General features: G+C 40.7%; 20 protein-coding genes, 2 rRNA genes and 1 pseudogene (1 of these 23 running past the window's edge). 13 read left to right on the top strand and 10 right to left on the bottom strand.

Annotation, left to right across the window (positions count from 1 at the left end):
• Positions 1-116: 116 nt before the first annotated feature.
• From HEQ36_RS22640 to pilM, 3 genes are read right to left on the bottom strand one after another with little or no spacing between them, the layout of a single operon-like run.
• On the bottom strand, positions 117-878 hold the full coding sequence (locus HEQ36_RS22640; RefSeq protein WP_168635253.1) for a pilus assembly protein PilO: 762 nt from the start codon (positions 876-878) through the stop codon (positions 117-119).
• A complete protein-coding gene (locus HEQ36_RS22635; protein ID WP_168635254.1) occupies positions 875-1,675 on the bottom strand; it encodes a PilN domain-containing protein in 801 nt (266 codons plus the stop codon). The genes HEQ36_RS22640 and HEQ36_RS22635 overlap by 4 nt, the downstream gene beginning before the upstream one ends.
• 4 nt (positions 1,676-1,679) lie before the next feature.
• Positions 1,680-2,786 carry a type IV pilus assembly protein PilM gene (gene pilM, locus HEQ36_RS22630; RefSeq protein WP_053539331.1) on the bottom strand — a complete coding sequence of 369 codons (1,107 nt, stop codon included), beginning with the start codon at positions 2,784-2,786 and terminating at the stop codon, positions 1,680-1,682.
• Between the two features lie 60 nt (positions 2,787-2,846).
• Here pilM and HEQ36_RS22625 point away from each other — a divergent pair, with 60 nt between their 5' ends.
• Together HEQ36_RS22625 and HEQ36_RS22620 are read left to right on the top strand one after the other, a co-directional pair.
• Entirely contained in the window at positions 2,847-3,119 is a 273-nt protein-coding gene (locus tag HEQ36_RS22625) for a hypothetical protein (protein WP_290708489.1), read from the top strand.
• Between the two features lie 65 nt (positions 3,120-3,184).
• On the top strand, positions 3,185-4,483 hold the full coding sequence (locus HEQ36_RS22620) for a sugar ABC transporter substrate-binding protein (RefSeq protein ID WP_039201368.1): 1,299 nt from the start codon (positions 3,185-3,187) through the stop codon (positions 4,481-4,483).
• 225 nt (positions 4,484-4,708) lie between these two features.
• Here the strand turns inward: HEQ36_RS22620 and HEQ36_RS22615 are convergent, their stop codons facing one another.
• The 3 genes from HEQ36_RS22615 to HEQ36_RS22605 all read right to left on the bottom strand — a co-directional run bounded on the left by HEQ36_RS22615 (position 4,709) and on the right by HEQ36_RS22605 (position 6,955).
• Positions 4,709-6,010 (bottom strand): folylpolyglutamate synthase/dihydrofolate synthase family protein, encoded by a 1,302-nt coding sequence (locus tag HEQ36_RS22615; RefSeq protein ID WP_053539330.1) that lies wholly within the window; start codon positions 6,008-6,010, stop codon positions 4,709-4,711.
• A 71-nt stretch (positions 6,011-6,081) separates the two neighbouring features.
• Complete coding sequence (locus tag HEQ36_RS22610) at positions 6,082-6,207, bottom strand: photosystem II protein Y (protein ID WP_053539329.1); 126 nt, start codon at positions 6,205-6,207, stop codon at positions 6,082-6,084.
• 244 nt (positions 6,208-6,451) lie between these two features.
• Positions 6,452-6,955, bottom strand: a complete 504-nt coding sequence (locus HEQ36_RS22605) for a gamma carbonic anhydrase family protein (RefSeq protein WP_053539328.1) — start codon at positions 6,953-6,955, stop codon at positions 6,452-6,454.
• Between the two features lie 239 nt (positions 6,956-7,194).
• Here HEQ36_RS22605 and HEQ36_RS22600 point away from each other — a divergent pair, with 239 nt between their 5' ends.
• Both HEQ36_RS22600 and HEQ36_RS22595 read left to right on the top strand, forming a co-directional pair.
• Positions 7,195-7,710, top strand: coding sequence for a TIGR02652 family protein (locus HEQ36_RS22600; protein WP_027403906.1), 516 nt, complete (start codon positions 7,195-7,197; stop codon positions 7,708-7,710).
• 122 nt (positions 7,711-7,832) lie between these two features.
• Positions 7,833-8,261 carry a VOC family protein gene (locus HEQ36_RS22595; protein WP_168635256.1) on the top strand — a complete coding sequence of 143 codons (429 nt, stop codon included), beginning with the start codon at positions 7,833-7,835 and terminating at the stop codon, positions 8,259-8,261.
• A 32-nt stretch (positions 8,262-8,293) separates the two neighbouring features.
• Here HEQ36_RS22595 and HEQ36_RS22590 read toward each other — a convergent pair whose 3' ends face one another.
• A complete protein-coding gene (locus HEQ36_RS22590) occupies positions 8,294-8,431 on the bottom strand; it encodes a hypothetical protein (RefSeq protein WP_168635257.1) in 138 nt (45 codons plus the stop codon).
• 192 nt (positions 8,432-8,623) lie between these two features.
• On the opposite strand from HEQ36_RS22590, the gene HEQ36_RS22585 reads away from it, so the two are divergent.
• From HEQ36_RS22585 to map, 4 genes and pseudogenes are all read left to right on the top strand, one after another.
• Complete coding sequence (locus tag HEQ36_RS22585; RefSeq protein ID WP_168635258.1) at positions 8,624-11,455, top strand: pitrilysin family protein; 2,832 nt, start codon at positions 8,624-8,626, stop codon at positions 11,453-11,455.
• A gap of 257 nt (positions 11,456-11,712) precedes the next feature.
• On the top strand, positions 11,713-12,222 hold the full coding sequence (locus HEQ36_RS22580; protein ID WP_168635259.1) for a cupredoxin domain-containing protein: 510 nt from the start codon (positions 11,713-11,715) through the stop codon (positions 12,220-12,222).
• Between the two features lie 66 nt (positions 12,223-12,288).
• A pseudogene (locus HEQ36_RS26100) lies at positions 12,289-13,484 on the top strand (ISAzo13 family transposase).
• 144 nt (positions 13,485-13,628) lie between these two features.
• Entirely contained in the window at positions 13,629-14,456 is an 828-nt protein-coding gene (gene map, locus HEQ36_RS22565) for a type I methionyl aminopeptidase (RefSeq protein WP_168635260.1), read from the top strand.
• Between the two features lie 44 nt (positions 14,457-14,500).
• Here map and HEQ36_RS22560 read toward each other — a convergent pair whose 3' ends face one another.
• A complete protein-coding gene (locus HEQ36_RS22560; protein ID WP_233455390.1) occupies positions 14,501-15,058 on the bottom strand; it encodes a peptidoglycan-binding protein in 558 nt (185 codons plus the stop codon).
• Positions 15,059-15,882: 824 nt separating this feature from the next.
• Positions 15,883-16,974 (bottom strand): calcium/proton exchanger, encoded by a 1,092-nt coding sequence (cax, locus tag HEQ36_RS22555; RefSeq protein WP_053539324.1) that lies wholly within the window; start codon positions 16,972-16,974, stop codon positions 15,883-15,885.
• Positions 16,975-17,421: 447 nt separating this feature from the next.
• Here cax and HEQ36_RS22550 point away from each other — a divergent pair, with 447 nt between their 5' ends.
• Positions 17,422-20,073 (top strand): DUF3536 domain-containing protein, encoded by a 2,652-nt coding sequence (locus HEQ36_RS22550; protein WP_168635261.1) that lies wholly within the window; start codon positions 17,422-17,424, stop codon positions 20,071-20,073.
• A gap of 286 nt (positions 20,074-20,359) precedes the next feature.
• Here HEQ36_RS22550 and HEQ36_RS22545 read toward each other — a convergent pair whose 3' ends face one another.
• Positions 20,360-21,160 carry a DUF1868 domain-containing protein gene (locus HEQ36_RS22545; protein ID WP_199924242.1) on the bottom strand — a complete coding sequence of 267 codons (801 nt, stop codon included), beginning with the start codon at positions 21,158-21,160 and terminating at the stop codon, positions 20,360-20,362.
• Positions 21,161-21,246: 86 nt separating this feature from the next.
• Here HEQ36_RS22545 and holA point away from each other — a divergent pair, with 86 nt between their 5' ends.
• The 4 genes from holA to HEQ36_RS22525 all read left to right on the top strand — a co-directional run.
• Positions 21,247-22,233, top strand: a complete 987-nt coding sequence (gene holA / locus HEQ36_RS22540) for a DNA polymerase III subunit delta (RefSeq protein ID WP_168635262.1) — start codon at positions 21,247-21,249, stop codon at positions 22,231-22,233.
• Positions 22,234-22,340: 107 nt separating this feature from the next.
• Positions 22,341-22,826 carry a DUF4168 domain-containing protein gene (locus tag HEQ36_RS22535; protein WP_027403897.1) on the top strand — a complete coding sequence of 162 codons (486 nt, stop codon included), beginning with the start codon at positions 22,341-22,343 and terminating at the stop codon, positions 22,824-22,826.
• A gap of 537 nt (positions 22,827-23,363) precedes the next feature.
• Positions 23,364-24,850 (top strand): 16S ribosomal RNA (locus HEQ36_RS22530).
• A gap of 272 nt (positions 24,851-25,122) precedes the next feature.
• A 23S ribosomal RNA gene (locus tag HEQ36_RS22525) occupies positions 25,123-25,832 on the top strand; it runs 2,115 nt beyond the window's last position.
• The 16S and 23S rRNA genes sit together here, the layout of an rRNA operon.

Here is a 25,832-nt window from a genome sequence, read left to right as displayed (position 1 = left end):
AGGGAACAGGGAACAGGGAACAGGGAACAGGGAACAGGGAACAGGGAACAGGGAACAGGGAGAATATTTCATTTTGCCTCTTGCCTCTTGCCTTTTGCCTCTTGCCTCAAGTTTGATTATTTTTTCGGTGTTGCTGCTGTTTTAGCCGCTAAATCTGTTGTTTCTTCGGGAGTTAGTGGCATTAAAGCTTCTAGGGCAAAAGTTGTTGTTAGTTTACCGATACCAATTTGCACGGGGTTATCTTTATCCTCTGACATTTCTGGTGTAGATAATCTAGAGTCATAGTTTTTAACTAACAATAAAGGCTGTAATCGCTCAATGTTTCGTATGATTGATTGAGTTTGTTCAAAATCCCCTTCCATGTCCACAGTGATAATACTGTGTTTGAGTTTATTGTTAACTTCTACCCCAAAACTGCCATCTTCTACGAGAACAGGTTTTTCAGAGGTCGGGACAAATCTTTTTAGTTTGGCTCTAATGGCATTACCAAAAGCTTTACTATTACTGGAATCTATTAACCGACTGGTATCTAATAATAGAGTATCCAAACTTTTTTCATCTGCAAATAAAGCTAGAATTTGTTGTTGTTGTTGTTTGGCTTCGACTAAATCGGCTTCTATTTTACCAATTTGTTGAGCTTGGGTTTTCTTTTGATTAACTTCTGTTTGTAGTTGATCTTGTTTGGTTTGCAGTTGTTGATAGGTATCCCAAACGGGAAGGGCAATGTTAAATAGCATATAACCTGCACCAGCTACACCTAAGAAGCCGACTAAACCACCAATAATAGTTGGTGTTAAGGTGACACCAAAAACAACAGGACCAGAATTTTGAATCTCTGTACCTTGATTGGGGAAATTTAAATCATCACTGAATGTCATTGGGCAATGACTCCTACTTTTTTGATATTACGAAGTCTATCTACTAGTCCGACTGTACCTTTTTTCTCTAATTCTTGAATTAAATCAGATGCTGGCACATTACTTAAACCTGTTTTAATAGTGTATTTAACTACTTGAATGGGTTTAATTTTTAGATCAGATTTATCAGTTTTTGGGGGAAGAAATCCTGTTATGGCTGGTGCATCTATTAATTCTGCTGTGATAATTCTGGTTTCTTCTTTATTGAAAAACTTAGATTGTCCTAGACTTAGGGCAAAATCGTTAACTAAGGGATAGGAAATAGCAAAACCAGAAATTTCTAAGAATCCAGCGGTGTTGGTGTTTTTGGGGGTGGTAGCAGCTACGGCATCTTTACCAGGGAGAGGGGGGGCAATTTGCTTAATGGTTTCGATTTGCACTTTGTTAGGAATGCGATCGCGCAAATCCTGTAACATTGCTGACCAAGGACGTATTTGATCAAACACTGTTACTAAGGCTTTATTTTGGGTACGAATGCCGGCTGATTCTGCTTTAATTTTGCTAATGTTGGCTATTTTACTATCTAAGCTCTTACCTTCCTCCTCTAACTTGGCGATTTCTTGGGTGACTTCAGCGGTTTTCCCTTCCAGGATGGATAAACCAATAAATATTAAAGCTGGGAATACTAAACCTACTCCCACTCCTATATAAACTGGGATTAAATTCCCTAGTTGAATAGGTGACTTCTCAACTTTCGTTGCTATTTGCTTTTGATATTCTGGGCGATCTTTAAGAAAGTTAATATCTAAACTGTACATTTTATTACACCCCTCGCATTCCTAAACCCAGGATAATACCCAACCCAGGACGTTTAATTAAAGGATATTTTTCAGCATCTACCTCCAAGGACAAAGAAGTAATTGGATCTATTTGGGTAGTTGGTAAACTCAATCTTTGAGTAAAAAACTCGTCAATTTGTGGTAATCCTCCCCCAGGACCTGCTAAAAGAATCTGTGCGACTTCTAGATTTTCACTTTGATTGAGGTAAAAATCAATGGAACGGCGCAGTTCATCGGCTAATTCTCCCAAAATTCTCAACATAGAAACCATTCCAGGATTACTACCTGTTACCCCAGTATTGACTGAATCTGCTGAGGTTGTGGGAATAGTCATGCTCTCTAATATATCCATATCCCGTGATGTGGGTAGGTTCACGGCTCTTGACAGTGCTGCTTGTAGTTGATAAGTTCCTATTGGCACTGTTCGAGAAAATTGTGGCACACCATTGATAATGATGGCAATTTCTGTACTGTCAAATTCAATATCAACTAATACGGCTGCTTCTTCTGGACCAAATAGCCGCAGTTGATCACGGATGGTGCGAATGAGGGCAAAGCTGTTAATTTCTAAGATATCAACGGTTAATCCTGCCTGTTCAAAGGTATTCAAATAGGTTTGAGTGACATTTTTACGAGTCGCCACTAATAATACTTGTACTTTCTCGATGCCGTCTTCGTCTATAAAGTACCCAAGTTTTTGATAATCAACATCAGCTTCTTGGCGGTCATAGGGCAAATATAAGCAGGCTTCATGGTTAAGTACCATTTCTCGCAATTCTTGGTCATCTAATTCCGAGGGGACGGGAATTAAGCGAACGATCGCATCTCTTCCTGGAATACAAGTAGCCACCCGTGTAGCTTTGATTTTGCTTTGGGCGATCGCTTGCTGAATAATTTCGGACATTCCCGGAGAATCAGTAATTTGACCATCAGTAAATATACCCTCTGGCACTGGTACTGTTGTCAAAGATTCAATTTTTAAGTTTTGGCGTTGTTTGCGTAGTTGGACTACGTTCACCCGTTCCGGTGCTAGTTCAATCCCAATACCTCTATTGGATTTACCAAAGAAACTAGTAAAGGCTTTAACCACTGTTTTACCCGTTAGATTACTAAAGAAAAATATTAAGGTTAAGTAGGTTGGCGTTGAAAATTGTCGTTATGGCAAGGCAACAGGCAAGAGGCAACAGGCAAGAGTGAAGAGGGTTTGGGCGATTTTACGTTTATTTACACAGTTTGGTTTTATTGTGTTCACCTACTTAGTTGTCAGTTGTTAGTTGTTAGTTGTCAGTTGTCAGACAAAAATTTTTACCCATTACCCATTACCCATTACCCATTACCCATTACCCATTACCCATTACCCATTACCCATTACCCATTACCCATTACCCATTACCCATTACCCATTACCCGTTACCATAATTGATATATCCTAAGTTCTCTATCCTCTTTTTACCCAGATTAATTCTAAAAATACTACCACCTACTACGATGATTCGATTGCAAAAATTTAAACAACTGTTTTGTTTAGCATTACTAGGCTTATTTACTAGCTGGATTGTTAGTTGTAGCACAAGCAATGTTAATAATAATCCCAAACCTGCGGCTGCTGGGGTTGCCACCATTGAGTTTTGGACAATGCAACTCCAACCGCAATTTACCGACTATTTCCAAGGTCTGATTAAGACATTTGAATCACAAAACCCAAGTATCAAAGTTAAATGGGTAGACATACCTTGGTCAGCGATGGAGAACAAGATTCTAACAGCAGTCTCAGCAAAAACGCCACCAGATGTTGTTAACCTTAATCCTGACTTTGCTTCCCAATTAGCAGGTAAAAATGCTTGGTTAGATTTAGATGCTAAAGTTCCTAGTCAAGTCCGTTCTACCTATTTACCAAATATCTGGCAAGCAAGTAGCCTCAATGGTAAGAGTTTTGGGATTCCTTGGTATCTCACCACGCGACTAACTATTTATAACACCGATTTGTTAAAACAAGGGGGTATGACAAAACCTCCTGCCACTTATGCAGAATTAGGGCAAGCAGCACAACAAATTAAGGATAAAACTGGTAAGTATGCAATATTCGCTACTTTTGTCCCCCAGGACTCTGGTGAGGTGCTGGAATCTTTGGTACAAATGGGTGTCACCCTTGTTAATGCTGAAGGTAAAGCCGGTTTTAATACCCCGCAAGGAAAAGCTGCTTTTCAATATTGGGTAGATTTGTATAAAAAAGGTTTGTTGCCCAAGGAGTCTTTAACTCAAGGACATCGTCATGCTATAGATTTATACCAGTCTGGAGAAACAGCTTTTTTAGCATCTGGTCCTGAATTTCTGAAAACTATTGCCAATAATGCTCCCAAGGTTGCCCAAGCTTCGGCAATTGCGCCACAAATTACGGGTGATACGGGTAAGAAAAATGTCGCCGTGATGAATATAGTTATTCCTCGTGATAGTAAATATCCTGATCAGGCTGTTAAGTTTGCTTTATTTGTTACAAATGATGAAAACCAATTAGCCTTTGCTAAAGCTGCTAATGTTCTACCTTCTACAGTTAAGGCATTGTCTGATACTTATTTCCAGGAAGTTCCTGCTAATGCTACATCGGCGGAAAAGGGGCGGGTGATTAGTGCGGCACAATTAAAACAAGCGGAGGTATTAACCCCCAAACTCAAAGATTCTAAACTTTTGCAAAAATCAATTTACGAAAATTTACAAGCGGCAATGTTAGGACAAAAAACAGTAGATAAAGCTGTGGAAGATGCCGCCCAGCAGTGGGATAATCGGTAATTGATTATGGGGGATTAGGTATACTAAACACGGTTCAGACATGGACTTTTACAAAATTACGAAAAACCTCAAGTCGTCTCATTCCTAGTCAGAGACTAGGAACGAGATGTGGTAGGGATTTGAGCTTAAGTTGACACATATCAGCTTTTGCCTTACCCCTACTACACATCTGGGTTCTTTGTCATTTGGCAAAAGTTTAAATCTCACCCGTGTTTAGTATATTTGTCACAAATCGGGATTTTCAGGATGATTTATTTTGTCTGATAGCGCGCTATCAGACAAAGATGCTAAAAAATGACCAATTAAATACAAAGAACCACATAAAACAACTTGATTATCTGTAGCACTAAAAGCAGTCTCTAAAGCTGAAAATACATCTTGATATATATGACAAAATTTCAAATCTGGACAAATTGATGTTGCCAACTTAGTTAATGCTGTTAAATCTGCTGAATTGCTATCAGGTACTGGAACTAAATATAATTTATCTCCTGCTTTGAGAAGTTCCTGAAAAATCTCACCATGATCTTTAGTTGCCAGCATTCCCATTACCCAAGTTATATTTTTGATATTGAGAGTATCTACATAATCACGTAAAACTGTGGCTGAGGCTGGGTTGTGTGCGCCGTCAATGAGGAGTTTATGGCTTTTCCATGTTGTCCATTGCATTCTCCCTGGCCACTTGGTTTTAGCCATACCATTAATCATAGCTTTCTCAGAAATTTGCCAATTTTGTGTTTGCAATATTTCCAAAGCAGCTAAAGCTAAAGCTGAGTTATGTAATTGAATTTTTCCCTGTAATGGTAAGGGATATTTGATTGTTTCTGGACTTGATATTTTTTGATATTCTGCCCAGTTTTGATTAATTTGATCAGATGGTTGTGGGGTAAAAATTGGGCATTCTAACTCTAGAATCCGCGATTTTACAACATTTTCCGCAGCTTCTGGCAATGAACCCACCACCACAGGACATCCCGGTTTAATAATTCCGGCTTTTTCTCTGGCAATATGGGCTACAGTTGGTCCAAGTTGTTGCCAATGTTCTCGACTAATAGAAGTAATGACTGTAACCAAAGGATTATTGCAGACATTAGTAGCATCTAAACGCCCCCCTAATCCTACTTCTATCACGGCAATATCAACTTTTTGCTGGGCAAAATATAACCAAGCCGCAGCGGTAATGACTTCAAATTGAGTAGGTGATTCTTCTTCTGGATTAATGGCTGCTTGAACTTGTAGTATTAATTCACACAGGTTATTACTATCAATTGGATATTCATTAATACAGATTCTTTCTGTCCAATCTATTAAATGGGGAGATGTGTAGCGTCCGGTTTTATAACCAGCCTCAGTAAGTACCGCAGACAGGTAAGCACAAACAGAACCTTTACCGTTAGTTCCAGCTACATGAATAATTGGCACTTGGTGATGGGGATTTCCCAAGGTTGCCAGTAAGTTGACAATCCGAGACAATCCCAAATTCACACCAAAATGCTGAAAGGGTTGAAGCAGGGAATCTACGTTCATGAGAATCGGTAATTGGTAATTAATTGGTAATTGGTAATTTCTTCCCTGTTCCCTGTTCCCTGTTCCCTAAATTACGCTTCTTTGCTCAAAAAGTTTTGTATTTGTCTGATAGCAGCAGCACCGATATTGAAAGCAGCCCAACCAGCAGCGATCGCTACAGGTGCTAAAACAATTAATACACGATTATCAAGGTCCATATCTAGAATCCCTCTGTAAATTAAAAAATCTTAAGTTTTGTCAACAGTTCTCAACTTTTATTTTTATCTAAATTGGGGAATTTTTCCCAGATTCTATGTAAAGTTTGATTAAAAGTCAGGGAATAGGGAACAGGGAATAGGGAATAGGGAATAGGGAATAGGGAACAGGGAATAGGGAACAGGGAACAGGGAATAGGGAAGAAAAGAAGAGTTTTATTACCAATTACCAATTACCAATTACCAATTACCCATTAGCAGCGTGAAGAAGGGCTAATTGGTGGTATTTTTCGGCGTGTTCGATGAGTTCGGTGATTTCAGTGTCTGTGAGTTGACGGACTACTTTACCGGGAATACCCATGACTAGAGAACCGGGGGGTACATTTTTGGTGACTACTGCACCTGCGCCGATAATGCTACCTGTGCCGACTCTTACGCCATTTAAGACTATTGCCCCAATACCAATTAAACAACCACGCTCAATGTGAGCAGAATGTACCACAGCGCGATGACCGACAGTGACATGATCTTCTAAGATTGTGGGGACACCGGGATCACCATGAAGAATTGCCCCGTCTTGAATATTTGTACATTCGCCAATTTCAATGCGTTCTACATCACCTCTCACCACAGATCCATACCAAATGCTGGCTTTGGCTGCTATGGTGACAGAACCAATAATGATGGCATTTGCTGCCACAAAAGCAGCTTGAGAAAATTCTGGAGATTTCCAGACGGAAGAGATAGACACGATAGAATATGGATATGGTACCCAGGAACACTGGAGAAACTCCAACCTTTAGAACTGGTTGCGAAACCAGAATATCACGACATTAACCTTCTATCGTTAGGCGGTTGTGAAACTTCTTCTCAAGCACTATCTTCATTTTATGTAGCATTGAGCAAGTTATCTAAAGTGGTGGAACAGGAGTGTAAAGTTAAACCTACCGGTGCTGGCAAAAAACACAATATTATGTTTATACGCACTTCATGATAAATCCAGGCTTTCAGTACCCGATATTTGGCCCTGAAATACAGTGTCCTCACTGTCGCCAAACGATTTCGGCATTGACATTGACGGATACTTATTTATGTCCTCGTCATGGCGCATTTGAAGCTGAACCCAAAACTGGGGAGTTAGTTCATTTACAGTCTGGTCGTCATTGGCGCAGATGGGATGGAGAATGGTATCGTCAACATACTCATCCTGATGGGATTCGCTTTGAAATTCATGAAGCTTTGGACAAGCTTTATACTCAAGGTTATCGAGCTACGAGGATTATTGTTGCTAACCGTTATCAGGAGTTGATGAGTGGCTATTTAGAACGGAGTACACCTTGGCGTTCTGGACAAGGGGAAGTTGCTACGGGGGCGCGATTATATGGCTTACCTGTAGAGTTTAGCCCCGATTCCGCTGCTGAACCTTGCTGGGAAGTAATTAACTTTGATTTGGATAAAGAACCTGGTGTGCCGGTGCGTTACCCATATTTTCGGTTGTTTGAGTAGGTAATAAGGCAAGAGGTAAGAGAGAAGAAAGTCTAAATAAATATCTTACTGTTCCCTGTTCCCTGTTCCCCAATTTGGGTTTTAGATTGTAGATTAATCCAAAATCTAAAATCCAAAATTCTATGCACCATGTTTCTATTAGAACGGCAAATATCCATTTAGCGATCGCTTTTTATGAGCAGCTAGGGTTTACGGTATGCGATCGCTTCACTACCGGTTATACTCTAGCTTGCTGGATGGAAGGTTTAGGGACTCGAATTGAACTCATCCAAATTCCCCAACCCAAACCAGCCCCAGATGCTTTTAATGATGAGCATTATGTAGGCTATTATCATCTGGCGTTTGATGTGACACAGATTACATCAGATTTACCAACTTGGTTGGAAAGTTTAAGAATACGGTTAGCAACAATAGAATATTTACCACCCCTGAAAATTCTTTTAGAACCTACACAGCAGCAAATTGGCGATAACATTTTAGAAGTTGCGTTTATCGCTGATTTTGACGGGTTGCCTCTGGAATTTTTGCGGTTTTTGCATAAATCAACTTGAAAAGGGAACAGGTAATTGGTAATTGGTGAAAACTATTCTTCTTCCTCCTGATAACGCAGCGTGGCGTTAGCCATACTCCTGAATGGGCGCAAGCCCTGCGCCCCTACCTCTTGATAGCGCAGCGTGGCGTTAGCCATACTCCTGACTCCTTCCATGAGGTACAGAAACATTTGCCCAATTTTCTCAGTCAATCAATATATGTAACTTAAATTACATATATAGGACTCCTATTTGATTTTTGAACAGAACTCGGTACATACTGAAATCCTTCTTCCCTGTTCCCTGTTCCCTGTTCCCTGTTCCCTAACTCAACGGAAAATTCAGGAATCAAACCGGATTCCTATAGCTATTCGCCAAAGAGTATGTCTTTTTTCTCTATCGCACAACGACATCGCTTTTCCTTATTTATCTTGAGTATCTGGGTAATAGCAGCTTTTATCTTCCATCAAGATGCTGCTTTTAGCGGAGACAAGGCGGATTTTTCTCCCCGTCTCCACAACTTCGACTCAGAAAAATCTCATAAAACACTAGTCGCTAAGGAAACACCAAATCTCGCTATTACAGCAAATGTTCGGAAAACAGTCCTTGATAATGGGTTAACTGTTCTCACTAAAGAGGTTCATAATGCTCCTGTAGTCACAGTACAGGTGTGGTACAAGTTTGGCTCAGGTCAAGAAGCATCTGGTGTAAATGGTATTGCCCATCAATTAGAGCATCTTATGTTTAAAGGTACTAGCAATCGTCCGATTCAATTTGGGCGGTTATTTAGTGCTTTAGGCAGTGATTCTAATGCTTTTACCAGTTATGACCAAACTGCATATTACAATACGGCAGAACGGGACAAACTCACTGCTCTGTTGACGCTAGAAGCTGATAGGATGAAAAACTCACTAATAGATCCTCAACAGTTAGCTAGTGAGAAACGAGTAGTTATTTCTGAATTACAAGGTTATGAAAATAGCCCAGCATATAGGCTGAATCGCGCTGTGATGATGTCGGTTTTCCCAGATCATCCCTATAGATTACCTATTGGTGGGACTAAAGCTGATGTGGAAAAATTCACAGTTGCCCAAGTGCGGGAATATTACCAAAAATTCTATAGTCCTGACAATGCTGTTTTGATAATTGCGGGAGATTTTGACACCTCACAAACTTTGAAAAAGGTAGAAACTGTTTTTGGTAAAATCCCTAAACGCCAATATTCACCCCATAAGCTCATAATTCCATCCCCAGCCGCTACTCCTACACCTGTGATTAAGTTACAAGAACCGGGGGGAAATCCATTACTACAAATAATTTACCCACTTCCTCGAATTAATCAACCAGATATCCCCGCACTGGAAGTCATGGATTATATTTTGACTGCGGGTAAAAATTCTTACTTGTATCAGGAGTTAGTTGAATCAGGTTTAGCTCATGATGTTTCGGCAAATGTCGCTAGTTTACGCGCGGGTGGTTGGTATGAAATATTAGTGACATCTGTGGGAACTCAGAATTTAACTAAACTTGATGCGGCGGTAATCAAGGCTCTGGATAAACTTGTTAAAATCAGTGTGACAAAGGAACAAGTAGAACGAGCAAAAACCCAATTAACGGCTTCAGTAATTTTAAATAACCGTGATATTACCAATCAAGCTATGCAGTTGGGTAATGATCAAATCACGACCGATAATTACCAGTATACCGAAAATCACTTAGTAAATATTCGTAAGGTTCAAGTTTCTGATGTGATTAATGTCATCAATAAATACTTGCAACCAGAAGCACGGAAAGTGGGATTTTTTGAACCGACTAAACAAGTAGCAACAATTCAAAGTTCATCTTATTCAACACCAACACAAGAGAATTTTGGTACTGATATAGCTGTAGTTCCTGCGGAGGTTCAGCAGTATTTACCACCTTTAGACATATTAACCAAAGCTGAGAAAAGACAAATACCCCAGCAATTACAACTTGCTAATGGGTTACGCATACTACTGTTACCAGATAAAACTACGCCGACAGTTACTTTAAGCGGCAATATTAAAGCGGGAACAGAATTTGAGTCCGACAATCAGGGAGGATTAGCTTCTTTAGTGGCAGTAAATCTGATGAATGGCACTAAAAATCAAGATATGCGGACTATTGCCAGAGGATTAGAGGCAAAGGGCGCAAATTTGAATTTTGAAGCTTATCGTGAAGGTGTGCAGATTAAAGGTAGTAGTTTAGCGGTGGATTTACCTATTTTGCTGGGGACTTTGACGGATGTAATTAGAAATAGTACATTTCCTGAAAAAGAGTTTGTTCTTGCGCGTCAACAAGCTTTAACTTCCTTAGATTCAGATTTAGATGATGCCGATAAGGTTGCAAATCGGACCTTTGTGCAGTCCATTTATCCGAAAAAACATCCATTACATACCTTTCCGACTGCGGAGAGTATTAGCAAAATTCAACGTCGAGATGTGATAGCTTTTAAAGCGCAACATTATCGCCCTGATACTACAGTTTTAGCAATTGTCGGTGATTTTGATGTTAACAAAGTGCGATCGCTCATTCAAGCAAAATTAGGAGATTGGCAAGTTCAAGGCAAACCACCAACGGTAAAATATCCCAATGTAGGGATGCCGAAAAATATGATTAACGTTAATCCTGTTGTTCCTGGTAAACCCCAAGCGATAACTTACATGGGTTATACTGGCATTAATCGTCAAGATAAACGATTTTATGCAGCGATGATCTTGAATCAAATTCTCGGAGGGGATACATTATCGAGTAGACTAGGGGTAGAAGTGCGCGATCGCCAAGGTTTAACCTACGGAATTTATAGCAATTTCATCACAGGTAAAAATGTTGGTACATTTCTCATTGAAATGCAAACCAGTCCAGAAGACGCACCCAAAGCAATTTCCAGTACCCGCAACCTCCTCAAACAAGTTCATCAACAAGGTGTTACCCCTATTGAAGTAGAAACAGCCAAACGGAATTTAATCAGCAATTATAATATTTCCTTAGCCAATCCCGAACAATTAAGCCAAAAAATGGTAATGAATGAAGTTTACGGCTTAAATCAGGAAGAATTGCGATCATATATCAGCAAAATAGAGCAAGTCAGCCTCAATCAAGTCAATCAAGCTGCTCGTGAATTACTTCATCCTGATAAAATTGTAGTTGTCACAGCAGGTCCACCAATTCTTGCCCATAAAAAGATTAAATAAATCTGGTTCTACCGTTCCCCTTATGATTAAATATCCCTTTTATATGTACAAAACCATTACTGTATATGTGTTTTGCCTAAATTAAGAGCGATAGCGAAGCGCTCCGTAGGAATCGCTTATTTTTGAAGATATTAAACCCTCAAATCCAGTTAGAGCAAGGGTTTCAATGATTTTTTCGTAGAATATCATAAAGGGAGCGGTAGAGCCATAAATCTTAATGATAAGAATAGATGTGATTTGCAAATATCCATTTAGTCATGAGTAACTTCTTAATTCAGGTCTACTACAATCTACCTCGAATCATCTGTATATTTTCCCTGCTAATCAGTCTGGTAATCATGGGTGTATCTCCAGCAACAGCAGAAAACCTATCTAATAATTTACTAAAACAACCAGCTATAGAAATTACAGTTAACTTGGGTAATTCTAGTAATGAATTAAAATTTGAGCCAAATCACTTAGAATTGATCTCAGGTAAACGTTACAATCTTAAATTAAGTAATCCTAGCTCACAAAAACACTATTTTACAGCCAAAGACTTTGCCGATGCAATTTGGACGCAAAAAGTCGAAGCCGGAAATGTAGAAATTAAAGGTAATATTCACGAATTAGAACTTAAACCCGGCGCAGAGGCAGAATGGGTATTTGTACCTATGAAACCAGGTAAATACACTTTACGATGTACTATTGCTGGACACACAGAAGCAGGCATGAAAGGAGAAATTATCATTAAGGAATGTGGATTAAATAAAATGCAGAAGTTGTGACAGGGGTATAGTAGACTAAAGAAGTAGGTATTAGGGAACAATATCGTGATAGAAATCTACTCTCCAATGCTAGAAAAGCAGATGCAAGATTACTATGAATCTCTATCGGAGAAAGACCGTAGGCGGTATGCAGCGATTGAAGCAAAAAAGCTTGGGTACGGGGGGATTGGATACATAAGTAAATTGTTGGGATGTAACTACAGAACAATCAATAGAGGGATGGAGGATCTGGAACAGCCGAGTAAAACCAGCAGTCCAAGAATTCGCCGTCCAGGAGGAGGAAGAAAAAAAGCACTGTTAACGATACCTGGAATCAATGAAGCATTCCTGACGGTAATAGAAACACACACAGCAGGTTCGCCAATGGACGAGGATATTAAATGGACAAACTTAACTCGTCAACAAATAGCAGACTTATTAGCCGAAAAAGGCATAAATATCAGTGTTACAGTTGTAGACCAATTACTCTGGGAACATAAATTTCGTAAACGCAAAGCAGTGAAAATGATTGCGTGTGGAAGTAGCGAAAATCGTAATGAGCAGTTTGAGAAGATTGAAAGCCTTAAAACCCAGTATTTTGCTGAGGGTAACCCAGTGATTAGTATGGACAGTAAAAAAAAGAGTTAATTGGCAATTTATATAGAGAAGGAAGTATTTATACTGATGCTCCAATCAAGGTATTAGACCACGACTTTCCATCTTTGGCAACAGGAATAGCAATTCCACATGGGTTATATGATTTAAAGGATAACATTGGTTTTATACAAATTGGTACTAGCCATGACACCAGCGAATTTGCCTGTGATTCAATCCGTTATTGGTGGAATAATTATGGCAAAAACCGCTACCAATTGGCTACCTCTATACTACTGTTATGTGATGGTGGTGGTAGCAACAGTTCTCGTTACTATGTATTCAAAGAAGCATTACAAGCTTTGGTGAATGAAATTGGAATTGAAATTCGCATTGCTCACTATCCTCCTTATACATCTAAGTACAATCCGATTGAGCATCGGCTGTTTCCACATCTAAGTCGGGCTTGTAAAGGTGTTATTTTCGACAGTGTTAACACTGTAGCTAAACTGATGGCAAAAGCTACTACTCAGAAAGGGTTACAGGTTTTTACGACCATCATTGATAAAGCCTACCAAACCGGTAAGAAAGTTGCTGAGGGTTTTAAAGAAACAATGGAGATTTTCTTTGATGATTTTTTGCCACAGTGGAACTATACTGCTAAACCACAACAACATTTAGAATTGTAAGTTATTTAATCCACATTCCTAAGTAAGTGATAATCTATCCCTAGAGACGCAAAATAAGTTAACTTAAAATATAGATATTTTTGGCAATAAATCTCAACAACTTCAAACCCAATCGGTAAAGCGCCACTAACTCCTAAACTTCATATGAATATTTTCACCAACCTACTTTCGCAACCAGCACAGCCAAAACCTGAAAAACAACAACGCCGAGGGATTGAAATTAAATCAGCCCGTGAAATCGAAATTATGCGGCAATCGGCGAAGATTGTGGCAACTGTTCTTAAAGAAATTTCTGAGTTAGTGCAACCAGGAATGACAACGGCTGATTTAGATGCTTATGCCGAAAAACGTATCCGCGAAATGGATGCCACTCCTAGCTTTAAAGGGTATCATGGCTTCCCCGCCTCGATTTGCTCTAGTATTAATCATGAAGTTGTACATGGAATTCCTAACTCTAAAAAGGTAATCCGCTCAGGAGATGTATTAAAAGTTGATACAGGTGCTTTTTATCAAGGTTTTCATGGTGATTCCTGTATTACTATCGCTGTGGGTAGTGTGACGAGTGAAGCCGCAAGACTGATTAAAATAGCCGAGGAATCTCTATATAAAGGGATTGAACAAGTAAAAGCTGGTGTACATTTAACGGAGATTGCCGGTGCAATTGAAGATCATGTCAAAGCCAATGGTTTTACAGTGGTGGAACAATTTACTGGTCATGGTGTGGGTAGAAATTTACACGAAGAACCAGCGGTTTTTAACTATCGAACTCGTGAAATACCGAATGTGAAATTGCGTTCAGGAATGACTTTAGCAATTGAACCAATTTTAAATGCTGGTTCTAAGAATACCCGAATTTTAGCTGATAGATGGACTGCGGTAACAGTTGATAATGCTTTATCTGCTCAATTTGAGCATACTGTGTTAGTTACAGATAGTGGGTATGAAATTTTGACTGATAGAACTCATCTTTAACTATGATTCTTGTGATTTAGATGATTTATATGACCAATTACCAATTACATTGTTAATTCCCACCAAGTTTTTTGACCAACGACACCATCTGTTGATAGACGGCGACGATTTTGAAAAGCTCTGACAGCAGTTTCGGTGACTGGTCCAAAAACTCCATCAATAGGTATTCCATAACCGTTGGCAATTAAAAGTTTTTGTAAAGCTCTCACAGATATACCTGAACTACCAAAACTAATAACCGGCATGGGTTGGTTCTGGGTTCTGGGATATCTTGTGGATACCGGAATACCTCTTTTTTTTGTGATGGGGATATTGCCAGCATCAGCTATTTTAAAAGAACTGAGGGGCATCTGTTTTTGGGTTATTTGCTCAAAGATTTTGTGCCTTCGGAATGAGAGGATTGAAAGATGATTTGGGGAAGTTATACCGATTTGAGTAAATTCTGGCGGTGTAATTTGATGGTAAACAGCTAATTTATTGGATTGATCATTTGTTAAACCCATACCATTCTCTCTGGGAAAGATTTTCTGTGAGAGAAAATGGGGTACATTTAGTGGTTTTGGATTCAATACACCCATCATCAGCAGTCCGATTTCAGTCATTTTATTTTATCGCTGTGCTTATTTATAAAGTAGTAAATAGCAAAAGAAAAGTAGAGGCAATGTAGAATGGTACTGAGTTATTTAGAAAATTAAATATATACTCAAAACGGCTTGATTGTTTGATTCTAAAGGTAGGGGTAAAGCAAGAGCTTCATTGGTGTCAACTTAGGCTACAGATGGCTTATTTGTTGGCTTCAACACCCACTCAGAAATGATAGCGTAGCGTGGCGTAAGCCATATTTCCGGGCTAATAGCGAAAGTAAACTAAAGTTTACTCAAAAATTTCCGGGTTATTTAGTCATCTTCAGATGACTTCTGCTATTAGACTGGGAATTCATTCCCAGGCGGGCTTTACCCCTACACATCTGGGTTCTTTGTCATTTGGCAAAAGTTTAAATCTCACCCGTGTTTAGTATAATACCTGTATACAGGTATCCGAGCAAAATTAATTGAATATCTGGGGAATAAATGGGAACAAATAAAAATCCCTATTCCCCACTCTCTTTTTTGTAAAGATTCTCACAATAAATCTAGTACACTGCGGCTTAAATAACCCAGCCATTCTCACTCGCTAAAAAGCTTATGACCTATTGCTTTTGATTTTTAACTTCCGCCTGGCGGTACTAGCGGTTAATATCGGAAGAATGATCTGATTTGAGACTATAATTATTATGAATTTTATTCATCTATCTTAAGGGAGTTAAAATTATCAAAAAAATATTTAGGTCTTGGTAAAGGATAAAAAATCCCAATTGATTAGATTGGGAATATCAAATCTTGAATAAATTTGTTGGGGTATTTGTCAGCACGGTGGCATGGTGTAATTAACCCATCCCATTAGTAACTGGATGGAAGTAGAAGGCAAAACCCAAGACAGTATAAGCTGCTAGAAGTAATGTTCCTTCTAACCAATTAGATTTACCATCGGAACTAATGCTATTAGCAATTAAAACTGATACAGCAACAGCTACTAATTCAAAGGGGTTAAAATCTAAATCCATTGGTTGTCCAACTATCCAACCGGCAATTACTAAGACTGGGGCAACAAACAGGGCAATTTGCATACTTGAACCTACAGCGACAGACATAGCCAGATCCATTTTATTTTTCATGGCTACGGTGACTGCGGTGGCGTGTTCAGCAGCGTTACCGATAATGGGAACTAAAATTACCCCGGTAAATAGTGCGCTTAGACCTAGTTTAGATGTAGCGACTTCTAAGGAATCAACTAGCAATTCTGACTCCCAGGCAACTAACAGGGTACAAACTAAAAGCACACCACTCCATAACCAGACATTTGGTTTTTCATGGGTAACTTCGTCTTCTTCTATTTCTGCTATACCAACTTCATACAAATAAGCATGAGTTTTCATCGAAAATAGTAGTGTTAAGCCGTAAACCAAAATTAGGACAATGGCTACAGCTAGGGAGAGATTCTGCACGGTTGCTTCGCTAATACCTATGGAGGTATAGTTCATTGCTGTTGGTAGCAAAATAGCAATTACTGCCAAGTTCATGGAGGAAGCATTTACTCGCGCTACAACTGATTCAAATGTTTGCTCTTTGTAGCGAATTCCCCCTAGTAGCATGGATAAGCCCATGACTAAGAGTAAGTTACTGATAATTGAACCTGTGATACTGGCTTTAACGACATCTATTAAACCCGCGTTCAGGGCAACTAAGGCGATAATCAATTCTGTGGCATTGCCAAAAGTCGCGTTTAAAAATCCGCCTATTCCTGGACCGACGACTACGGTGATTTCTTCGGTAGCTGTACCCATCCAAGCTGCTAGGGGGAGAATCGCTAATGCTGCGGTGATGAAAACTATTAAGTCTCCCCATTCTAAAAAGTGGGCTGCTAGAGATATGGGTATAAACAGCAGCAGAATGCTGAAAATAATGTTCTTGATTGACATTTTTACCTTGAGTTTAGGGGATTTTTACACAATGTCTAAAATATCATGTGCATTTGAATACCTATCATATCTGTACATTAGTCATTAGTCATTAGTCATTGGTCATTGGTTAAGTAGGTGAACACAATAAAACCAAACTGTGTAAAGAAACGTAAAATCGCTGAAAACTTCTTTACTTTTGCCTCTTGCCTTGCTATAACGACAATTTTCAACGCCAACCTACTTATTGGTCATTGAGCAAATTCTTCCTCCTGAACTCCTGATAGCGCAGCGTGGCGTTAGCCATACTCCTGAATGGGCGCAGTCCCTGCGCCCCTACCTCATGGTAGCGTAGCGTGGCGTTAGCCATACTTCTGAACTTCTATTCCTCACAGTGACAACAATTGTAAAAAGGTATATATAGTAAGAATATTCTTCAAAATTACACATTTATTTGGATAAAGATATATGACTTTGGCAGCGGAAATACCAAGTAGTTATGACTCAATATTACCATTAGATCAAGAGGCTAAATCCAGTCCTGAACATGATCCCCTGAAAACTGCTCAGGGTGTTTATGTGACGGTTCATGGGCATTTTTATCAACCTCCTAGAGAAAATCCCTATCTTGATGCGATTGAACGTCAACCTAGTGCTAGTCCTTTTCATGACTGGAATGAGCGGATTCATTGGGAATGCTATCGTCCTAATGCTTTTGCTAGGGTCTTCAATGACCGAGGCGAGGTTGTGAAGATTGTCAATAATTATGAATACATGAGTTTTAATATCGGTCCTACGCTGATGTCGTGGTTAGAACGCCACGACATGGAGGTTTATCAGCGGATTTTGGAGGCTGATGCTAAAAGCTGCGATCGCCTCAATGGTCATGGCAATGCGATCGCTCAAGTCTATAATCACATTATCCTGCCTCTAGCCAATGAACGGGATAAACATACACAAATTCGCTGGGGTAAGGAAGATTTCCGCTCTCGCTTTGGTCGTGATCCTGAAGGAATGTGGTTGGCGGAAACAGCCGTAGATTATGCCACTTTAGAAGCCTTGGTAGCGGAAGGCATTAAATTTATCATTTTAGCTCCTTCTCAAGCCCAGCGTTGTCGTCCAATCCCCACAGGAGATGGTTATAGTAGTCAATGGCATGAGGTGGGGGGTAATCAGATTGATCCTACTCGTCCTTATCGCTGTTATTTAGATAGTGACGAGTCTGCAAAAACATCAACTGCCTATATTGATATCTTTTTCTACGATGGTCCAATTTCGCGGGATATGGGTTTTAGTGATGTTGTCTACAATTCCCATCATTTTGCAGGACGGATTGGGGCGGCTATTCGCGGGGATCATCGTCAGTCCCAATTGATTTCTGTAGCTACAGATGGGGAAACTTTTGGACATCATAAAAAGGGAACAGAGAAGACTTTAGCCTATGCCTTTATTGGTGAGTTTCCCCGTCATGGTTGGACTGTCACCAATTTTGCCCACTATCTAAGTTTAAATCCTCCCTCTTGGGAAGTAAAATTAAAGTCGGTGACGGCTTGGAGTTGCGCTCACGGTGTGGACAGATGGCAGGATGATTGTGGTTGTGGTGGTGAAGGGGGTGTGTGGCATCAAAAATGGCGACGACCCTTACGTAATGCGTTAAATTGGCTGCGAGATCAGTTAATTGATGTCTATGAGGAATATGGTAATCCCTTATTTCGTGATCCTTGGCAAGCGAGGGACGAATATATTTATGTCATGGGCGATCGCACTCCCGCTAATATTCACCGGTTTCTATCTCACCATCAAACTCGCAAACTCCAAGCGGCTGAACAGGTAGAAGCTTTACGCTTGTTGGAAATGCAGCGTCACTCTTTGCTAATGTTCACCAGTTGCGGCTGGTTTTTTGAGGAAATTTCTCGCCCAGAGGGAACACAGATTTTGCGTTATGCCTCTCGCGCTTTAGAATTAGCAGGAGATGTGGCAGGTGTACAATTAGAAAAAGGCTTTCTTAAACGTTTGGGTTTAGCTCCTAGTAATGTAGAAGAGTTTAAACATGGGGCGGAGATATATCGTCAGTTAGTGCTAACTGCCCAAATTGATTTTAAACAAGTTGCTTCCCATTACGCTATTACTTCCCTTTTTAATCATCACAAAAATACTCTCCCTCAACAACAAACAGATAAACATCACCATATTCCTCATCAGCGTGTTTATTGCTATAATGCCCATGAGCTAGATTATCATAAGCAAAGCTTGGGACCATTAACTATGGCAGTGGGGCATTTGCAGCTAGTGTCAGATATTACTTGGGAAAGTGAAAATTTAGTATTTGCGGTTTTGCATTTGGGTGGTTGGGATTTTCATTGCTGTATTCAGCAGTTTGCAGGACGACGTAACTATAGTCAAATCAAGGAAAAGCTGTTTACGTCCCTACAACAGGCTAGTATCGCTCATGTGATTTTGGTGATGACTCAATTATTTGGGGACGATACCTTTAGTTTACAGACTTTATTTGCGGAAGAACGTCACCGGATTATGCGGTTGTTGAGTCAGGATACACTGGCACGATTAGACCAGTTATATACTCAGGCATATCGTGATAATTACGGTGTGATTATGGCTTTTCATCGGGATGAGTTGGAAGTACCACGAGAATTACAGGTAGCGGCGGAAATTGCTTTGGGGTATCGTTGTCTGACAACGTTGAAATCTCTAGAACAAGATATTACTGAATTGCAATTAAGCTGGAATTTGATTGGAGAGTTGGAAGCGATCGCTACTGAAGCTGAACATCTGCGTTGTCAATTGAATATTCCCGATGGTAATCAAATTTTAGAGCAATTAATAGTCCGGTTATTGTGGCAATTATTATATACTGCCAATAGCAAGATAGATGCAGATATTCAGCGGTTAGAACGATTAATTGATGTTGGTTATAAATTACATCTTGGCATTAATTTAAACCATTCCCAAGAACTCTATTGGAGTTGTTTACACAGTCAAATATTGCCACGAATTACCAGTCTTGATAGTGAAGCAGAAACTATGCAATGTCGTCAATTACTGAAACTAGGACAAAAATTAGCTGTTGATGTCAGTCCTTATTTAGATAAATTGCCATAAACTTGTCCTGTGGGCATTGCCAACACTATAGAACGCAAAAGATAAATTCTCTGATCTTTTTAACCCACCTTTGCCAAAAAGAAACTCTATGCGGTTAAAACCGCACGAGTCGCTTATATCTCAGCGGCTTTAGCCACTGAGCTTTACGCTTACCGGATATTCCTGTAAACTTTGACTATTAGCCATGAAATATGGCTAACGCCACGCTACGCTATCATTTCTGGGTGGGTGTGGAAGCCAAACAAATAAGCCATCTGTAGCTTAAGTTGACACCATTCAGCTTTTGCTAAACCCCCATTGACTTAAAATTTACACTTGGCCAGTCTGGTTGACGATAATAATGGGTCATATTATCAAATTTTCGTAATTCCACCTGATCAATGAGAAAATCTGGCGTATCTAACGGCAATGATTGATTAAACTCACAAAACATGGTAGTCAGGTTTACCCTGTTTAATTCTGGGGGAATTTCGCCAAAGTAACCCAATGTCACATGGGCTGTAAAATGATAATGCTGCTCAATACCCAAACCCATTAATGTGCGATTTTGATAAATTATCCGCCGAAATTGAATAATTTCCTCATAGGAACGTTTATCTTTTGGTACTAAACACATACCCACAGCCCTGGGCATGACAATCAATCCTAACATTTGCCAAGATATAGGTGATCCCTTTGTCATCAATTTTTGATATTCTTGAAACCTCTCAGCTAATTGAGAATTCAAATCTTCAGCAAATTGAGGGTTTTTTGCACAAGCATGATGAAAAGCGCTGTCCCAAATTAAATCTGCCACCGTCACATGAAAACTAGCAGGAGGAACAGGTACAATCAAATCACTAGCAATGGGTAACTTTAATAATTGCTGTTGATAGGCTTGTATTTTGCTGTAAAAAGCAGCGTTATTTGCGTCTTCTTGTGCTGGTGGGGTAATCAGCGTATAGCCTGGAAAGGGTGTAGCCTCTCTGACTCCAGCATGAACTCGAAATTTAGAAGATTCCTGAATATGCTGAATCTGGGTTTTGTAAGCTTCTGGTAGCGTCATGCGTGCTACCCGATTTAAATAAGTTTGGTAGTTGTCGTCCAATCTTGATCACCTTGCGCTCTTTTGATAGATTGTAGGGAGATTTACTCAATTTGACCAAATTAATTTTTAATTTTAATTAAATTACCATGCCAATATATGTTTACTGGGGCGAAGATGATTTTGCGATGGAAAAAGCCGTAGTCACTTTGCGCGATCGCATTCTTGATCCCCTGTGGACTAGTTTTAACTATACCTCATTTCCTCCAGATCAACCCGATTCTATCGTCCAAGCTTTAAATCAAGCAATGACACCGCCATTCGGTGCTGGTGGGCGTTTCGTATGGCTCATCAACACCACTCTGGGGCAAAATTGTCCAGACCACATCCTCGCAGAATTACAACGCACTCTTAAGGTCATCCCTCCAGACTCTACCTTACTATTAACCAGTCGCAACAAACCAGATGAACGACTGAAAAGCACAAAACTCCTCAAACAATTTGCAACAATTTCCGAATTTTCCCTCATTCCCCCTTGGAAAACCGAACTTTTAGTCCAGTCAGTTCAACAAGTCGCTCAAACCATCGGTCTAAAAATCAGTCCCCTAGTAGCCGAACTATTAGCCGAATCCGTAGGCAATGATACCCGTCTTCTCTACAATGAACTCGAAAAATTACGCCTCTACAGCGGAGACAGGAACAAACCCTTAGACGTGAATACAGTATCTGAGTTAGTCAGAAATACTACTCAAAATACCTTACAATTAGCAACAGCCATCAGAACAGGAGATACCCCAAAAGCTTTAGGAATCTTAGGCGATCTCAGTAATGCCGCAGAACCAGGGTTACGGATAGTTGCCACACTCATTGGTCAATTTCGCACCTGGTTATTAGTCAAAATGATGATGGACAGTGGTGAACGCAACCCCCAAGCGATCGCTCAAGGTGCTGAAATCTCTAACCCCAAACGCATCTACTTCCTACAGCAAGAAGTCAAATCCCTCCCCCTACAGCAACTCATCTCTGCCTTACCACTGCTATTAGAATTAGAAGTCAGCCTTAAGCAAGGTGCATCCGAAACCTCAACACTGCAAACTAAAGTCATCGAACTTTGTCAAATATGCCGCCGCACTTAATACCCACATCGAAATATTCAATTTCAATCTTGACTGGAACTTCTAATTCAGAAAATAATTCAAACATATTATGTTATTCCCTATTTTCCCTCTGTGTCACCTGTTGTATGCTCAAAACTTATAGTCTTTATTTAACCAAACGGTTGCAGAGAACCCTCTATCAATCCTTGATCTTGGCAACTATTACCAGTACAAGCCTGATTTCCGGGACTTTTGGCCTCAATTCCAAAGTAACTGCTCAAACTTTAAACCTTAACAGTACAGAAGTAACTAATTACGCAAAAGCTGTATTAGGCATGGAGCCAGCCCGTCAGCAGGCCTTTAAAGAAATTAAAAACCTGATCGGTAGCAAAGACATTCCCCAAGTAATCTGTAATGATTCCAAAAGTTTCATTACACTACCAAACAAAGCCAAAGATATTGCCGTAAATTATTGCAACCATTCTCAAAAGATAGTTGAGGATAGTGGTCTCACCATCGAGCAATTTAACAAAATTACCGTAGAAATCCAAAAAAACAGTAATTTAAAACGACAGCTTTATAATACATTACTGCGCTTACAAAAGGATTCCCCCTCAAAAACTTCCCAATAACCTTAAATTACAAGAGGCAAGAGGCAAGGGGCAAGAGGCAAGAGTAAAGAAGTTTTCAGCGATTTTACGTTTCTTTACACAGTTTGGTTTTATTGTGTTCACCTACTTAGGGCTTGCTGATAGCGCAGCGTGGCGTTAGCCATACTTATGTCCCTCACAGATAACTTTTCCAGCAACCCCTACTTATTACTATATTTCTCTAACCTGCATCAAGCAGAAAATATCACTCTTGTTTTTTCGCCATATCCATAACATTATTGCCGATCCGATAAATCAAAAATACCCTAAATCCCTAATTGCATAGGGCTTTCAGCTATTTCCGACCCACCCCCTAAAAAATATTTCTCAAACCCCTTGACAGAAAAAGGAAGGATTGCTATATTAAATAAGTGCCGAGAGAAAAAACGACTTCCGGACAACTGAACCGAGAAAAAATAATACTTTGAAAGAATAGATTAAACCAATCCTCGTCGTCAAGATAATTGAAAGAGGATTCGAGATTTTAACTAATTTCGGAGCCAACAAACTCGAAAACACAAAATGGAGAGTTTGATCCTGGCTCAGGATGAACGCTGGCGGTATGCTTAACACATGCAAGTCGAACGGTCTTTTCGGAGATAGTGGCGGACGGGTGAGTAACGCGTAAGAATCTACCTTCAGGTTGGGGACAACCACTGGAAACGGTGGCTAATACCCAATGTGCCGAGAGGTGAAAGGCTTGCTGCCTGAAGAAGAGCTTGCGTCTGATTAGCTAGTTGGTGGGGTAAGAGCCTACCAAGGCGACGATCAGTAGCTGGTCTGAGAGGATGATCAGCCACACTGGGACTGAGACACGGCCCAGACTCCTACGGGAGGCAGCAGTGGGGAATTTTCCGCAATGGGCGAAAGCCTGACGGAGCAATACCGCGTGAGGGAGGAAGGCTCTTGGGTTGTAAACCTCTTTTCTCAGGGAAGAACAGAATGACGGTACCTGAGGAATAAGCATCGGCTAACTCCGTGCCAGCAGCCGCGGTAATACGGAGGATGCAAGCGTTATCCGGAATGATTGGGCGTAAAGGGTCCGCAGGTGGCATTGTAAGTCTGCTGTTAAAGAGTTTGGCTCAACCAAATAAAAGCAGTGGAAACTACAAAGCTAGAGTGTGGTCGGGGCAGAGGGAATTCCTGGTGTAGCGGTGAAATGCGTAGATATCAGGAAGAACACCGGTGGCGAAGGCGCTCTGCTAGGCCAAGACTGACACTGAGGGACGAAAGCTAGGGGAGCGAATGGGATTAGATACCCCAGTAGTCCTAGCCGTAAACGATGGATACTAGGCGTAGCTCGTATCGACCCGAGCTGTGCCGTAGCTAACGCGTTAAGTATCCCGCCTGGGGAGTACGCAGGCAACTGTGAAACTCAAAGGAATTGACGGGGGCCCGCACAAGCGGTGGAGTATGTGGTTTAATTCGATGCAACGCGAAGAACCTTACCAAGGCTTGACATGTCACGAATTCCGTTGAAAGATGGAAGTGCCTTCGGGAGCGTGAACACAGGTGGTGCATGGCTGTCGTCAGCTCGTGTCGTGAGATGTTGGGTTAAGTCCCGCAACGAGCGCAACCCTCGTTTTTAGTTGCCAGCATTAAGTTGGGCACTCTAGAGAGACTGCCGGTGACAAACCGGAGGAAGGTGGGGATGACGTCAAGTCAGCATGCCCCTTACGTCTTGGGCTACACACGTACTACAATGCTACGGACAAAGGGCAGCTACACAGCGATGTGATGCGAATCTCATAAACCGTAGCTCAGTTCAGATCGAAGGCTGCAACTCGCCTTCGTGAAGGAGGAATCGCTAGTAATTGCAGGTCAGCATACTGCAGTGAATTCGTTCCCGGGCCTTGTACACACCGCCCGTCACACCATGGAAGTTGGTCACGCCCGAAGTCGTTACCCCAACCGCAAGGAGGGGGATGCCTAAGGTAGGACTGATGACTGGGGTGAAGTCGTAACAAGGTAGCCGTACCGGAAGGTGTGGCTGGATCACCTCCTTTTAGGGAGACCTAATCCATTTAGAACTCGAAAGCAATGCAAATTGTGAATAGAAACTAAATTGGTCTAACCTAGGTCGGTCGAGATTGGTAGATATCTTTCAAAGTATTATTCGGCTTAGTTCAAAAATTGAATCAGAGTCAGCACCTAACAACTATGGTTAGACTGCTGGGTTAAATTCCAGCCAGAACCTTGAAAACTGCATAAGAGAAAGAGAAAAAGCAGGCAGACACAGACATTGAGATGGATGTGAAAGCAAACAAGCAGAAAATGTGGTCAAGCTAATAAGGGCTAATGGTGGATACCTAGGCACACAGAGGCGAAGAAGGACGTGGTTACCGACGAAATGTTCCGGGGAGTTGGAAGCAAACTAAGAGCCGGAAATGTCCGAATGGGGCAACCCTATGTACTACCTGTTGAATATATAGACAGGAAAGAGCCAACCCAGCGAACTGAAACATCTTAGTAGCTGGAGGAAGAGAAATCAAACTAGAGATTCCCTAAGTAGTGGTGAGCGAAAGGGGAAGAGCCTAAACCAAGGGATTTATCCTTTGGGGTCGTGGGACAGCGATATCGAATCTAGAGACTAGACGAAACAGCTAAATACTGTACCAGAGGGGGTGAAAGTCCCGTAGTTGAAAGTCAAAGGATAGTAGCTGAATCCCGAGTAGCATGGAGCACGAGGAATTCCATGTGAATCAGCGAGGACCACCTCGTAAGGCTAAATACTACTGTGTGACCGATAGTGAACAAGTACCGCGAGGGAAAGGTGAAAAGAACCCCGGAAGGGGAGTGAAATAGAACATGAAACCATAAGCTTACAAGCAGTGGGAGTCCGATTTAACGGATGACCGCGTGCCTGTTGAAGAATGAGCCGGCGACTTATAGGCACTGGTAGGTTAAAGCGAGAATGCTGGAGCCAAAGGGAAACCGAGTCTGAAGAGGGCGAAGATCAGTGTTTATAGACCCGAACCCTGGTGATCT

It is taken from the genome of Anabaena sp. 54, from assembly GCF_017355725.1.
Classification (GTDB): Bacteria; Cyanobacteriota; Cyanobacteriia; order Cyanobacteriales; family Nostocaceae; genus Dolichospermum; species Dolichospermum heterosporum.
This window is presented reverse-complemented; position numbering and strand designations above follow the sequence as displayed.

Coding starts and splice junctions, on each gene's coding strand:
- HEQ36_RS22610 (WP_053539329.1), bottom strand. CDS start 6,207: ATGGACCTTGATAATCGTGTATTAATTGTTTTAGCACCTGTAGCGATC.
- HEQ36_RS22600 (WP_027403906.1), top strand. CDS start 7,195: ATGATAAATCCAGGCTTTCAGTACCCGATATTTGGCCCTGAAATACAG.
- HEQ36_RS22550 (WP_168635261.1), top strand. CDS start 17,422: ATGACTTTGGCAGCGGAAATACCAAGTAGTTATGACTCAATATTACCA.
- cax (WP_053539324.1), bottom strand. CDS start 16,974: ATGTCAATCAAGAACATTATTTTCAGCATTCTGCTGCTGTTTATACCC.
- HEQ36_RS22585 (WP_168635258.1), top strand. CDS start 8,624: ATGTCTTTTTTCTCTATCGCACAACGACATCGCTTTTCCTTATTTATC.
- HEQ36_RS22635 (WP_168635254.1), bottom strand. CDS start 1,675: ATGTACAGTTTAGATATTAACTTTCTTAAAGATCGCCCAGAATATCAA.
- map (WP_168635260.1), top strand. CDS start 13,629: ATGAATATTTTCACCAACCTACTTTCGCAACCAGCACAGCCAAAACCT.
- HEQ36_RS22580 (WP_168635259.1), top strand. CDS start 11,713: ATGAGTAACTTCTTAATTCAGGTCTACTACAATCTACCTCGAATCATC.
- HEQ36_RS22640 (WP_168635253.1), bottom strand. CDS start 878: ATGACATTCAGTGATGATTTAAATTTCCCCAATCAAGGTACAGAGATT.
- holA (WP_168635262.1), top strand. CDS start 21,247: ATGCCAATATATGTTTACTGGGGCGAAGATGATTTTGCGATGGAAAAA.
- HEQ36_RS22595 (WP_168635256.1), top strand. CDS start 7,833: ATGCACCATGTTTCTATTAGAACGGCAAATATCCATTTAGCGATCGCT.
- HEQ36_RS22620 (WP_039201368.1), top strand. CDS start 3,185: ATGATTCGATTGCAAAAATTTAAACAACTGTTTTGTTTAGCATTACTA.
- HEQ36_RS22560 (WP_233455390.1), bottom strand. CDS start 15,058: ATGACTGAAATCGGACTGCTGATGATGGGTGTATTGAATCCAAAACCA.
- HEQ36_RS22590 (WP_168635257.1), bottom strand. CDS start 8,431: ATGTTTCTGTACCTCATGGAAGGAGTCAGGAGTATGGCTAACGCCACG.
- HEQ36_RS22615 (WP_053539330.1), bottom strand. CDS start 6,010: ATGAACGTAGATTCCCTGCTTCAACCCTTTCAGCATTTTGGTGTGAAT.
- HEQ36_RS22535 (WP_027403897.1), top strand. CDS start 22,341: ATGCTCAAAACTTATAGTCTTTATTTAACCAAACGGTTGCAGAGAACC.